We start from the raw sequence: 12844 nt of genomic DNA, 5'->3' as shown, positions 1-12844 counted from the left end.
CCTGCCATCAGAAAGACGCCGCTACGAAGGCAGGCGAGACGTTGAACGGCGTGATCACGGCGTCATTCGTGATTCCTGGCGTATCGTTGGTAGCTACGCCGGCTGCTGCGTGCCGGCGGGACACTGGGAGCCGCCCTGGCGGCGCCTCCGCTAGATGACCGGACAACTCAAGATGAGGAGCTCGCCGTGACCACCGGGCTACCTTCGCAGAGGCAGGTGATCGAGCTACTCGGTGCAGATTTCGCGTGCGCCGGCTACGAGATCGAAGACGTGGTCATCGATGCGCGGGCCCGCCCGCCGCGGATAGCGGTGATCGCCGACGGTGACGCCCCTCTCGACCTGGATACGATAGCCGCATTGTCGCGCAGGGCATCGGCTTTGCTGGACGGCCTGGACGGTGCGAACAAGATCCGGGGCCGCTACCTGCTCGAGGTCAGCTCTCCCGGTGTGGAACGCCCGCTGACCAGCGAAAAGCACTTCCGCCGTGCTCGAGGCCGCAAGGTTGAGCTGGTGTTGTCAGACGGATCGCGACTGACCGGCCGGGTCGGCGAGATGCGTGCTGGCACGGTGGCGTTGGTGATCCGGGAAGACCGGGGCTGGGCAGTCCGTGAGATCCCGCTTGCTGAGATTGTGAAAGCTGTTGTCCAGGTTGAGTTTTCGCCACCGGCTCCGGCGGAGTTGGAACTGGCCCAGTCTTCCGAGATGGGGCTGGCCCGCGGGACGGAGGCCGGAGCATGAACATCGACATGGCTGCTCTGCATGCCATCGAGGTGGACCGGGGTATCTCGGTCAATGAACTGCTCGAAACGATCAAGTCCGCGCTGTTGACTGCCTACCGGCACACCCAAGGTCACCAGACCGATGCGCGCATCGAGATCGACCGGAAAACCGGTGTCGTTCGGGTGATCGCCCGTGAGACCGATGAGGCTGGCAATCTCATCAGCGAGTGGGACGACACTCCAGAGGGCTTCGGCCGGATCGCCGCCACGACGGCACGCCAAGTGATGTTGCAGCGATTCCGCGACGCCGAGAACGAGCGCACCTACGGCGAGTTCTCCACCCGCGAGGGCGAGATCGTTGCGGGAGTGATCCAGCGCGATAGCCGGGCCAACGCCCGCGGTCTGGTCGTCGTCCGGATTGGCACCGAGACCAAGGCTTCCGAGGGTGTGATCCCGGCCGCTGAGCAGGTACCGGGGGAGAGCTATGAACATGGCAACCGGCTGCGCTGCTACGTAGTTGGTGTAACCCGAGGTGCCCGCGAGCCGCTGATTACGCTGTCGCGCACGCACCCCAATCTGGTGCGCAAGCTGTTCTCGCTGGAAGTCCCCGAGATCGCCGACGGATCGGTGGAGATCGTCGCGGTGGCCCGGGAGGCCGGCCACCGCTCCAAGATCGCTGTGCGGTCCAACGTTGCCGGCTTGAACGCCAAGGGTGCTTGCATCGGTCCGATGGGGCAACGGGTCCGCAACGTGATGAGCGAGCTGTCCGGGGAGAAGATCGACATCATCGACTATGACGACGATCCGGCGCGTTTTGTCGCCAACGCGTTGTCGCCGGCCAAGGTGGTGTCGGTGTCGGTGATCGACCAGACCGCCCGGGCCGCCCGCGTGGTGGTGCCCGATTTCCAGTTGTCGCTGGCAATCGGAAAGGAAGGGCAGAACGCCCGGCTGGCTGCCCGGCTCACCGGGTGGCGTATCGATATTCGCGGCGATGCGCCGCCGCCCCCGCCCGGTCAGCCCGAACCCGGAGTCAGCCGCGGTATGGCGCACGACCGCTAGCGCCGTGCGTTATCCCACGGCAGATAGCCGGGCAATCGGGCTTGCCCGGTGACGCTACACTTAGCCGTGATCCAGCGCGAGCCTTCGGCCTCGGCGCATCGACGCCCGGATAATCCCCGCGGACCGGTGCGGACGTGTGTCGGGTGCCGAAAGCGAGGGTTGGCCGTCGAACTGCTTCGAGTGGTGGCTGTGTCGACCGGGAACGGCAACTACGCCGCGATCGTTGATACAGCGACCAGCCTGCCGGGGCGGGGTGCGTGGCTGCATCCGCTACGGCAGTGCGCGCAACAAGCGATTCGGCGGCGGGCTTTCGCAAGAGCGCTGCGCATCGCCGGTTCGCCGGACACATCCGCGGTGGTCGAGTACCTGGAGTCTCTAGGCGAGCTCGAACCACCGGGCAACAGAACAGGTAGCAATAGAACATGAGCACACCGTGAAGTCCCGATGACAATGCGTCATAGCTAAACCCGAGGCGCGGCCCACGACTGTCGCCTCATGGACAGGAGATGTAGTGGCAGCAGGTAAGGCCCGCGTACACGAGTTGGCTAAGGAACTCGGTGTAACCAGCAAGGAAGTTCTCGCCCGGCTGAGCGAGCAGGGCGAATTCGTCAAATCAGCATCGTCGACGGTGGAAGCACCGGTTGCCCGTCGGCTGCGTGAATCGTTCGGTGGCAGCAAACCTGCCCCGGCGAAAGGCACCGCCAAGTCCCCCGGCAAAGGCCCCGACAAGTCCCTTGACAAGGCGCTGGACGCCGCGATCGACATGGCCGCAGGCAACGGCAAGGCGACTGCCGCGCCCGCCAAGGCCGCCGATTCCGGCGGGGCGGCAATCGTCTCCCCAACTACCCCCGCCGCACCCGAGCCTCCGACCGCAGTGCCGCCCAGCCCTCAGGCACCCCACCCCGGCATGGCTCCCGGGGCGCGGCCGGGCCCGGTGCCGAAGCCGGGGATTCGCACCCCGCGCGTCGGCAACAACCCGTTCTCGTCGGCGCAACCCGCCGACCGGCCCATCCCGCGTCCGCCGGCTCCCCGCCCCGGTACCGCCCGGCCCGGGGTTCCACGTCCGGGCGCCTCGCCCGGCAGCATGCCGCCACGCCCCGGTGGAGCTGTCGGGGGTGCCCGTCCACCACGTCCTGGTGCGCCACGACCGGGGGGCCGGCCCGGTGCGCCCGGCGCTGGCCGTTCCGACGCGGGCGGCGGCAACTACCGGGGTGGCGGCGTGGGTGCCGCTCCCGGAACGGGCTTCCGCGGCCGTCCCGGGGGCGGCGGCGGTGGCCGTCCCGGGCAGCGTGGCGGTGCCGCCGGCGCGTTCGGCCGCCCGGGTGGTGCGCCCCGGCGCGGCCGCAAGTCCAAGCGGCAGAAGCGCCAGGAGTACGACTCGATGCAGGCTCCGGTCGTCGGCGGGGTGCGGTTGCCGCACGGCAACGGCGAAACGATCCGGCTCGCGCGCGGCGCGTCGCTCAGCGACTTCGCGGACAAAATCGACGCCAACCCCGCGGCGCTGGTGCAGGCGCTGTTCAACCTCGGCGAGATGGTGACGGCCACCCAGTCGGTCGGCGACGAGACGCTGGAGTTGCTGGGCAGCGAGATGAACTACAACGTTCAGGTCGTCAGCCCGGAGGACGAAGACCGCGAGCTGCTGGAATCCTTCGACCTCAGCTACGGTGAGGACGAGGGCGGCGAGGAGGACCTTCAGGTTCGCCCGCCGGTGGTGACGGTGATGGGTCACGTCGACCACGGCAAGACCCGGCTGTTGGACACCATCCGCAAGGCCAACGTCCGCGAGGCCGAGGCCGGCGGCATCACCCAGCACATCGGTGCCTACCAGGTGGCCGTCGATCTGGACGGCAGCCAGCGGCTGATTACCTTTATCGACACCCCGGGCCACGAGGCGTTCACCGCCATGCGTGCCCGTGGCGCCAAGGCGACCGATATCGCCATTTTGGTGGTCGCCGCTGACGATGGAGTGATGCCGCAGACGGTCGAGGCCATCAACCACGCGCAGGCCGCCGACGTGCCGATCGTGGTGGCGGTCAACAAGATCGACAAGGAGGGTGCCGACCCGGCCAAGATTCGCGGGCAGCTTACCGAATATGGTTTAGTGCCAGAGGAATTCGGCGGTGACACGATGTTCGTCGACATCTCGGCCAAGCAGGGCACCAATATCGAGGCGCTGGAGGAGGCCGTGTTGCTGACCGCCGACGCCGCGCTGGACCTGCGGGCAAACCCCGACATGGAAGCCCAGGGTGTGGCGATCGAGGCGCACTTGGACCGTGGTCGAGGCCCAGTGGCTACCGTGCTGGTGCAGCGCGGCACCTTGCGGGTCGGTGACTCGGTGGTCGCCGGCGACGCCTATGGCCGTGTTCGCCGCATGGTCGACGAACACGGCGAAGACGTCGAGGTTGCGCTGCCGTCGCGGCCTGTGCAGGTCATTGGCTTCACGTCGGTGCCCGGCGCCGGCGACAACTTCCTCGTCGTCGACGAGGACCGTATCGCCCGCCAAATCGCCGACCGGCGTAGCGCTCGCAAGCGCAACGCCCTGGCGGCGCGCTCACGCAAGCGGATCAGCCTGGAGGACCTGGACTCGGCGCTGAAGGAAACCAGCCAGCTGAACCTGATCCTCAAGGGCGACAACGCCGGTACCGTCGAGGCGCTGGAAGAGGCCCTGATGGGTATCCAGGTGGACGACGAGGTGGTGCTGCGGGTGATCGACCGCGGTGTCGGCGGCATTACCGAAACCAACGTCAACCTGGCGTCGGCTTCCGATGCGGTGATCATCGGTTTCAATGTGCGCGCCGAAGGCAAGGCGACCGAGCTGGCCAGCCGCGAAGGCGTGGAGATCCGCTACTACTCGGTCATCTACCAGGCGATCGACGAGATCGAGCAGGCGCTGCGTGGCCTGCTCAAGCCGATCTACGAGGAAAACCAGCTGGGTCGGGCTGAGATCCGGGCGTTGTTCCGGTCTTCGAAGGTCGGCCTCATCGCCGGCTGCCTGGTCACCTCGGGTGTGATGCGGCGCAACGCCAAGGCGCGGCTGTTGCGGGACAACATCGTGGTCGCCGAGAACCTTTCGATCGCTTCGCTGCGCCGGGAGAAGGACGACGTGACCGAGGTGCGCGACGGCTTCGAGTGTGGCCTGACACTGGGTTACGCCGACATCAAGGAGGGCGACGTCATCGAGTCCTACGAGCTGGTCCAGAAGGAACGCGCCTGATGGCTGATGCTGCTAGGGCGCGGCGGCTGGCCAAACGGATCGCCGCGATCGTCGCCTCGGCGATCGAGTACGAGATCAAGGATCCTGGATTGGCCGGGGTGACCATCACCGATGCGAAGGTGACCGCCGACTTGCACGATGCCACGGTGTACTACACGGTGATGGGACGCACGCTACACGACGAGCCGAACTGCGCCGGCGCGGCCGCCGCGCTGGAACGGGCCAAAGGGGTGCTGCGCACCAAGGTCGGGGCGGGCACCGGCGTTCGGTTCACTCCCACCTTGACGTTCACGCTCGACACGATCTCGGACAGTGTGCACCGGATGGACGAGTTGCTGGCCCGCGCTCGCGCCGCGGATGCCGATCTGGCGCGGGTCCGGGTGGGCGCTAAACCGGCGGGGGAGGCCGACCCGTACCGTGATAACGGGTCGGTGGCGCAATCACCGGCTCCCGGGGGACTGGGTATCAGAACGAGCGACAGACCCGAGGCTGTGGAGGCACCGCTCACTTGCGGGGGAGACACCGGTGACGACGATCGACCCAAGGAGTGAGCTGGTCGACGGGCGGCGTCGCGCGGGGGCCCGCGTGGACGCCGTCGGTGCCGCTGCGCTGTTGTCGGCCGCTGCCAGGGTCGGGGTAGTCTGCCACGTCCACCCCGATGCCGACACCATCGGCGCCGGATTGGCATTGGCATTGGTGTTGGACGGGTGCGGCAAGCGGGTCGAGGTCAGCTTTGCCGCGCCGGCGACACTGCCCGAGTCGCTGCGTTCGCTGCCGGGCTGCCATCTGCTGGTCCGCCCTGAGGTGATGCGCCGCGATGTCGATTTGGTTGTGACTGTTGACATTCCGAGTGTTGATCGGCTCGGTGCTCTGGGCGATCTAACTGATTCCGGGCGGGAGCTCCTGGTAATCGACCATCACGCCTCCAACGACCTGTTCGGCACCGCGAATTTCATTGACCCGTCGGCGGATTCCACCACGACGATGGTTGCCGAGATCCTCGACGCGTGGGGGAAACCGATAGACCCGCGCGTCGCGCACTGCATCTACGCCGGGTTGGCGACCGACACGGGGTCGTTTCGCTGGGCCAGTGTGCGGGGGTATCGGCTGGCGGCGCGGCTGGTAGAGATCGGTGTGGACAACGCCACCGTCAGCAGGACCTTGATGGACAGCCATCCCTTCACCTGGTTGCCGTTGCTATCGCGGGTGTTGGGTTCGGCGCAGCTGGTGTCCGAGGCGGTCGGTGGCCGCGGGCTGGTTTACGTCGTCGTCGACAACCGGGAGTGGGTCGCTGCGCGCTCGGAGGAAGTGGAAAGCATCGTCGACATCGTCCGCACCACGCAACAAGCCGAGGTCGCGGCGGTGTTCAAGGAGGTCGAACCGCATCGGTGGTCGGTGTCGATGCGGGCTAAGACCGTGAATTTGGCCGCGGTTGCCTCCGGGTTCGGTGGCGGTGGTCACCGGCTGGCCGCGGGGTATACGACCACCGGCTCGATCGACGACGCTGTGGCGTCGTTGCGCGCGGCGCTTGGTTAGCCGCCGTTGAGCCAGGTGGGGCACCGCGCGGGCGGCCGTCAGATCGCGCAGCTGGCGTTGCCCGCGCTGGGCGTGCTGGCCGCCGAGCCGCTGTACCTGCTGTTCGACATCGCCGTGGTGGGCCGGCTGGGGGCGATATCGCTGGCGGGTCTGGCCATCGGCAGTCTGGTGCTCGGCCTGGTTGGTTCCCAGGCGACGTTTTTGTCCTACGGCACCACAGCGCGTGCGGCGCGTCGTTACGGTGCCGGCAACCGGGTGGCCGCGGTCACCGAAGGTGTACAGGCGACCTGGTTGGCGTTGGGTCTGGGCGCGTTGGTCGTCGTCGTGGTGGAAGCCACCGCGACGCCGCTGGTGTCGGCGATCGCTTCTGGCGATGGCATCACCGCGGCGGCCTTGCCGTGGCTGCGGATCGCGATCCTGGGCACGCCGGCGATCCTGGTCTCGCTCGCCGGCAACGGCTGGCTGCGCGGCGTGCAGGACACCGTGCGACCGCTGCGGTATGTGGTCGCCGGCTTCGGGTCGTCGGCTCTGCTGTGCCCGCTGCTGGTTCACGGTTGGCTGGGGTTGCCCCGCTGGGGGTTAACCGGCTCGGCGGTGGCCAATCTGGTGGGGCAGTGGCTGGCGGCGCTGCTGTTTGCCGGTGCGTTACTGGCCGAGCGGGTGTCGCTGCGGCCGGACCGCGCCGTGCTGGGCGCCCAGCTGATGATGGCGCGGGACCTGATCGTGCGGACCCTGGCCTTCCAAGTTTGTTATGTCTCGGCTGCGGCGGTGGCCGCGAGGTTCGGCGCTGCCGCGCTCGCGGCCCACCAGGTCGTGTTGCAGTTGTGGGGTCTTCTTGCGCTGGTTCTTGATTCGCTAGCGATTGCGGCGCAGTCGCTGGTTGGTGCCGCGTTGGGTGCCGGTGATGCCGGGCACGCCAAGGCGGTGGCATGGCGGGTGACGGCGTTTTCGCTGTTGGCGGCGGGAATTTTGGCAGCGGCGTTAGGGCTAGGCTCCTCGGTGCTGCCCGGGCTATTCACCGACGATCGATCGGTACTCGCCGCGATCGGGGTGCCGTGGTGGTTCATGGTAGCCCAATTGCCTTTTGCGGGAATTGTTTTCGCAGTTGACGGGGTGCTGCTGGGCGCGGGCGACGCCGCGTTCATGCGGACGGCGACGGTGGCGAGTGCGTTGGTGGGCTTTTTGCCGCTTGTCTGGTTGTCGCTGGCGTATGGCTGGGGGCTGGCGGGTATCTGGTCGGGACTGGGCACGTTTATCGTGCTGCGGCTGATATTCGTCGGATGGCGGGCGTACAGCGGTCGGTGGGCGGTGACGGGCGCGGCGTAGCTGGCCGACATTGCCGTGACGGCGGTGATTGGTTCATCGACCGTGGCGGCAAACTCGCCGACAGAATACGGAGCTACACTGCGCCGATGGCGGCGCCGCAACGAGCACGGCTTCGGTCATCGAAAGAGCGCGTGCGCGATTATGCGCTGTTCGTCGTGTTGGTCGGCCCCAATGTGGCGCTATTGCTGCTGTTCGTCTATCGCCCGTTGGCCGACAACATCCGGCTGTCGTTCTTCGACTGGAACATCTCCGATCCGTCGGCCCGATTTGTGGGGTTATCCAACTACACCGAGTGGTTCACCCGGTCGGACACCCGCCAGATCGTGTTCAACACGGCGGTTTTCACCGGTGCCGCGGTGATCGGCTCGATGGTGCTGGGGTTGGCGCTGGCGATGCTGCTCGATCGACCGTTGCGTGGACGAAACCTGGTGCGCTCCACTGTTTTCGCGCCGTTCGTGATCTCCGGTGCCGCTGTCGGCCTGGCCGCCCAGTTCGTCTTCGACCCGCATTTCGGTCTGATTCAAGACCTGTTGCGCCGGATCGGGGTCGGGGTGCCCGACTTTTACCAGGATGCGCGCTGGGCGTTGTTCATGGTGACCATCACCTACGTCTGGAAGAACCTCGGCTATACCTTCGTGATCTATCTGGCCGCGTTGCAGGGGGTACGCCGAGATCTGTTGGAGGCGGCCGAAATCGACGGCGCCAGCCGGTGGGCCGTGTTCCGTCGAGTGCTGTTGCCGCAGCTGCGGCCGACCACGTTTTTCTTGTCGATCACCGTGCTGATCAACTCGCTGCAGGTGTTCGATGTGATCAACGTGATGACCCGGGGCGGGCCGGAGGGCACCGGCACCACCACCATGGTGTACCAGGTGTATGTGGAGACGTTCCGCAATTTCCGGGCCGGTTATGGCGCCACGGTGGCCACGATCATGTTCCTGGTGCTGCTGGCCGTGACGTACTACCAGGTGCGGGTGATGGATCGGGGGCAGCGGCAGTGACGCCGGATCGGCTCCGTAGCAGCGTTGGCTACGCGGCCATGTTGCTGGTGGTCACGCTGATTGCCGGGCCGTTGCTGTTCGTGTTCTTCACCTCGTTCAAGGATCAGCCCGACATCTATGCGCAGCGCACCAGTTGGTGGCCGCCGCGCTGGTACCCGCAGAACTACCGCACGGCCACCGAGCAGATTCCGTTCTGGACGTTTCTGCGCAACTCGCTGATCATCACGTCGGTGCTGGCGGTGGTGAAGTTCACGCTCGGTGTGCTCAGCGCCTTTGGCTTGGTGTTTGTCCGGTTCCCGGGCCGCACGGCGGTGTTTTTGGTGATCATCGCCGCGTTGATGGTGCCCAACCAGATCACCGTGATTTCCAACTACGCGCTGATCTCACACCTGGGCCTGCGCAACACCTTTGCCGGCATCATCCTGCCTCTGGCGGGGGTGGCGTTTGGAACCTTCTTGATGCGCAACCACTTTCTGTCGCTGCCCGCCGAGATCATCGAGGCGGCCCGGATGGACGGCGCGCGGTGGTGGCAACTGCTGCTGCGGGTGGTGTTGCCGATGTCGCGGCCCACCATGGTCGCCGTCGGTGTCATCACCGTGGTCAACGAATGGAACGAATACCTGTGGCCGTTCCTGATGTCCGACGATGAATCGGTGGCGCCACTGCCGATAGGTCTGACGTTTCTGCAGCAGGCCGAGGGTGTGACGAACTGGGGCCCGGTGATGGCGGTGACGCTGTTGGCGATGCTGCCGATCTTGCTGGTCTTCATCGCCTTGCAGCGGCAGATGATAAAGGGCCTCACCTCGGGCGCGGTCAAGGGATAGGCATGGACCCGCTGAACCGCCGACAATTCCTCGCGCTGGCCGCTGCCGCCGCCGGCGTGACCGCCGGCTGCGCCGGGATGGGCGGCGGCGGTTCGGTGAAGTCCGGTTCGGGTCCGATCGACTTCTGGTCCAGTCATCCCGGCCAATCCAGCTCGGCGGAACGGGAGCTGATCGGTCGTTTCCAGGACCGATTCCCCACTCTGTCGGTCAAGCTGATCGACGCCGGCAAGGACTACGACGAGGTGGCACAGAAATTCAATGCGGCGCTCATCGGAACCGACGTGCCCGACGTCGTTTTGCTCGACGACCGATGGTGGTTCCATTTCGCCCTCAGCGGTGTTCTCACTGCCCTTGACGACCTGTTCGGCCAAGTTGGAGTGGACACAACGGATTACGTCGACTCTCTGTTGGCCGACTATGAGTTCAACGGCCGCCATTACGCTGTGCCGTATGCTCGCTCGACGCCACTGTTCTACTACAACAAGGCGGCGTGGCAACAGGCCGGCCTACCCGACCGCGGACCGCAATCCTGGTCAGAGTTCGACGAATGGGGTCCGGCGTTACAGCGCGTGGTCGGCGCCGGTCGATCGGCGCACGGCTGGGCTAACGCCGACCTCATCTCGTGGACGTTTCAGGGACCGAACTGGGCATTCGGCGGTGCCTACTCCGACAAGTGGACATTGACATTGACCAAGCCCGCCACGATCGCGGCCGGCAACTTCTATCGGAACTCCATCCATGGCAAGGGTTATGCGGCGGTCGCCAACGATATTGCCAACGAGTTCGCCACCGGAATCCTGGCCTCGGCCGTGGCATCCACCGGCTCGCTGGCCGGCATCACCGCATCTGCCCGATTCGACTTCGGCGCCGCACCGCTGCCCACGGGCCCGGGCGCAGCGCCCGCCTGTCCGACGGGCGGTGCGGGGCTGGCGATACCGGCCAAGCTCTCCGAGGAGCGAAAAGTCAACGCGCTCAAGTTCATCGCATTCGTCACCAACCCGGAAAATACCGCATTTTTCAGCCAACGCACCGGCTATCTGCCGGTGCGCAAGTCCGCCGTCGACGATCCCAGCGAACGGCAATATCTGGCGGACAATCCCCGTGCGCGGGTGGCGCTCGACCAGCTGCCACACACCCGGACACAAGACTACGCACGGGTTTTCCTGCCCGGTGGTGACCGGGTCATCTCCGCCGGCCTGGAATCCATCGGGCTGCGCGGCGCCGACGTGACCAAGACCTTCACGAACATCCAAAAACGGTTGCAGGTCATCCTGGATCGGCAGATCATGCGGAAGCTGGCGGGGCATGGCTAACGTTCAGTACTCTGCTGTCACCCAGCGCTATCCCGGCGCCGACGCGCCGACCGTCGACAACTTGGACCTCGACATCGCCGACGGGGAGTTTCTGGTTCTGGTCGGTCCGTCCGGTTGCGGCAAGTCCACCACGCTGCGCGTGCTGGCCGGGCTGGAACCCATTGAGAGCGGGCGCATCAGCATCGGCGACGTTGATGTGACGCATCTGCCGCCGCGGGCGCGTGACGTGGCGATGGTGTTCCAGAACTACGCGCTGTACCCGAACATGACGGTGGCCGCCAACATGGGGTTCGCGCTGCGAAACGCCGGGATGTCGCGCGCGGACACCCGCCGGCGCGTGCTGGAAGTCGCCGACATGCTGGAGCTGACCGAGCTGCTGGACCGCAAGCCCGCCAAGCTCTCCGGCGGGCAGCGGCAGCGGGTGGCGATGGGCCGGGCGATCGTGCGCCGGCCCCGGGTGTTCTGCATGGACGAGCCGCTGTCGAATCTGGACGCCAAGCTGCGGGTGAGCACCCGCTCGCAGATCTCCGGATTGCAGCGTCGGTTGGGCACCACCACCGTCTACGTCACCCACGATCAGGTGGAGGCGATGACGATGGGCGACCGGGTGGCGGTGCTCAAAGACGGTGTGCTGCAACAGGTTGACACGCCGAGGGCGCTGTATGACGACCCGGTCAACACGTTTGTCGCCACGTTCATCGGGGCGCCGGCGATGAACGTCATCGACGCCGCCGTCGCCCACGGTGTGGTGCGGGCACCGGATTTGGCGATACCGGTTCCGGACCCGGCGGCCGAGCGGGTGCTGGTCGGCGTGCGGCCGGAGTCCTGGGACGTGGCATCGATCGGCACCCCGGGATCGTTGACCGTGCACGTCGAGTTGGTGGAGGAGCTCGGCTTCGAATCCTTCGTCTACGCAACGCCGGTCGACCAGCGGGGCTGGTCGTCACGCGCACCGCGCATCGTGTTCCGCACCGACCGGCGCACCGCGGTGCGGGTGGGTGAGTCGTTAGCGATCGTGCCGCACTCGCAGGAGGTGCGCCTCTTCGACAGCCGCACCGAGACCCGGCTTCGCTGAAGGACTTTTGGCGCTAACGCACCTGCGCGCGGCCGCGCTGCAGCACGGCCTCGCGGTTAGCGGCGATGGTATCGCCGCTAGTGCGAAATTGCTTGGCCGCGCAGGCTTCCAGCCACAGCCCGGCGGCGGTCTGAGACTCGTCGATGCGGTGATAGGACGCCAGTAGCGCGCGCACCGCGTTCTGGTTGTTGCCGACGATCGACGCCGCCACCCGGCGGGCGGTGGGCAGCAGCTGGTCGTGGGCCACCACCTCGGTGACCAGGCCGGCCCGCAACGCGTCGGTCGCGGACAGGTAGTCGCCGGTCAGGCTCATCCGCCGGGCCAGGCCGATGCCGACCTTTTGCGGCAAGCGCACGCTGAGTCCCCAGGTGGGCAGCAGGCCCACCCGGGCGTGGGTGTCGGCGAAGCGGGCGTGCTCGGAGGCGATCAGGATGTCGCAGTACAGCGCCAGCTCCAGCCCGCCGGTGACCGCGGCGCCGTTGATCGCGCCGATCACCGGCTTGGTCATGGCCGGCCACCGCGGTGAGATGTCCGGCAGCGCGGTCTGCCCGGCCAGCTCCTTGAGGTCCAGTCCGGCGCAGAACACCGGATCGGCGCCAGTGAGGATGACGACGTCGATGTCGTCGTCGGTGTCGGCGTCGGCCAGCGCCGCGAAATACCGGTCCCGCAGCGCCGCCGAGAGCGCGTTGCGGGAGTGCGGCCGGTTGAGGGTGAGCGTGCGCACCCGCTCGTCGGTGTCGATCAGCAGGATGTCGTCGGTCATGCCATTACCGTAACAGG

Annotated in this window: 12 protein-coding genes; 11 read left to right on the top strand and 1 reads right to left on the bottom strand. The window is 66.7% G+C overall.

Features of this window, described 5'->3' with window-relative positions; all coding sequences use genetic code 11:
* Positions 1-186: 186 nt before the first annotated feature.
* The 11 genes from rimP to MCAN_RS15005 all read left to right on the top strand — a co-directional run bounded on the left by rimP (position 187) and on the right by MCAN_RS15005 (position 12064).
* A complete protein-coding gene (rimP, locus tag MCAN_RS15055; RefSeq protein ID WP_003899507.1) occupies positions 187-738 on the top strand; it encodes a ribosome maturation factor RimP in 552 nt (183 codons plus the stop codon).
* Positions 735-1778: a transcription termination factor NusA gene (gene nusA / locus MCAN_RS15050; RefSeq protein WP_003414511.1), complete on the top strand. Its 1044-nt coding sequence runs from the start codon at positions 735-737 to the stop codon at positions 1776-1778. Before rimP ends, nusA begins: the two co-directional genes overlap by 4 nt.
* A gap of 48 nt (positions 1779-1826) precedes the next feature.
* The gene (locus MCAN_RS15045; RefSeq protein ID WP_407635590.1) at positions 1827-2204 is read left to right on the top strand and encodes a YlxR family protein; all 378 of its coding nucleotides are present in this window, start codon (positions 1827-1829) and stop codon (positions 2202-2204) included.
* 85 nt (positions 2205-2289) lie between these two features.
* Positions 2290-4992 carry a translation initiation factor IF-2 gene (infB, locus tag MCAN_RS15040; protein WP_003899505.1) on the top strand — a complete coding sequence of 901 codons (2703 nt, stop codon included), beginning with the start codon at positions 2290-2292 and terminating at the stop codon, positions 4990-4992.
* Complete coding sequence (rbfA, locus tag MCAN_RS15035; RefSeq protein ID WP_014001457.1) at positions 4992-5543, top strand: 30S ribosome-binding factor RbfA; 552 nt, start codon at positions 4992-4994, stop codon at positions 5541-5543. The genes infB and rbfA overlap by 1 nt, the downstream gene beginning before the upstream one ends.
* A complete protein-coding gene (nrnA, locus tag MCAN_RS15030) occupies positions 5518-6528 on the top strand; it encodes a bifunctional oligoribonuclease/PAP phosphatase NrnA (RefSeq protein WP_003414507.1) in 1011 nt (336 codons plus the stop codon). The genes rbfA and nrnA overlap by 26 nt, the downstream gene beginning before the upstream one ends.
* 6 nt (positions 6529-6534) lie before the next feature.
* Positions 6535-7854, top strand: coding sequence for an MATE family efflux transporter (locus MCAN_RS15025; protein ID WP_014001456.1), 1320 nt, complete (start codon positions 6535-6537; stop codon positions 7852-7854).
* Between the two features lie 86 nt (positions 7855-7940).
* The gene (locus MCAN_RS15020) at positions 7941-8852 is read left to right on the top strand and encodes a carbohydrate ABC transporter permease (protein WP_014001455.1); all 912 of its coding nucleotides are present in this window, start codon (positions 7941-7943) and stop codon (positions 8850-8852) included.
* Positions 8849-9676 carry a carbohydrate ABC transporter permease gene (locus MCAN_RS15015; RefSeq protein WP_014001454.1) on the top strand — a complete coding sequence of 276 codons (828 nt, stop codon included), beginning with the start codon at positions 8849-8851 and terminating at the stop codon, positions 9674-9676. Before MCAN_RS15020 ends, MCAN_RS15015 begins: the two co-directional genes overlap by 4 nt.
* A 2-nt stretch (positions 9677-9678) precedes the next feature.
* Entirely contained in the window at positions 9679-10989 is a 1311-nt protein-coding gene (locus tag MCAN_RS15010; protein ID WP_014001453.1) for an ABC transporter substrate-binding protein, read from the top strand.
* Positions 10982-12064 carry an ABC transporter ATP-binding protein gene (locus tag MCAN_RS15005; RefSeq protein ID WP_014001452.1) on the top strand — a complete coding sequence of 361 codons (1083 nt, stop codon included), beginning with the start codon at positions 10982-10984 and terminating at the stop codon, positions 12062-12064. Before MCAN_RS15010 ends, MCAN_RS15005 begins: the two co-directional genes overlap by 8 nt.
* Before the next feature lie 13 nt (positions 12065-12077).
* Here MCAN_RS15005 and MCAN_RS15000 read toward each other — a convergent pair whose 3' ends face one another.
* Positions 12078-12827, bottom strand: a complete 750-nt coding sequence (locus tag MCAN_RS15000) for an enoyl-CoA hydratase (protein WP_014001451.1) — start codon at positions 12825-12827, stop codon at positions 12078-12080.
* Positions 12828-12844 lie beyond the last annotated feature (17 nt).

The sequence above is a fragment of the Mycobacterium canetti CIPT 140010059 genome (genome assembly GCF_000253375.1).
GTDB classification, from domain to species: Bacteria; Actinomycetota; Actinomycetes; order Mycobacteriales; family Mycobacteriaceae; genus Mycobacterium; species Mycobacterium tuberculosis.
Note: the sequence above shows the minus strand (reverse complement) of the source record. Positions and strands in the feature narration are given on the sequence as shown.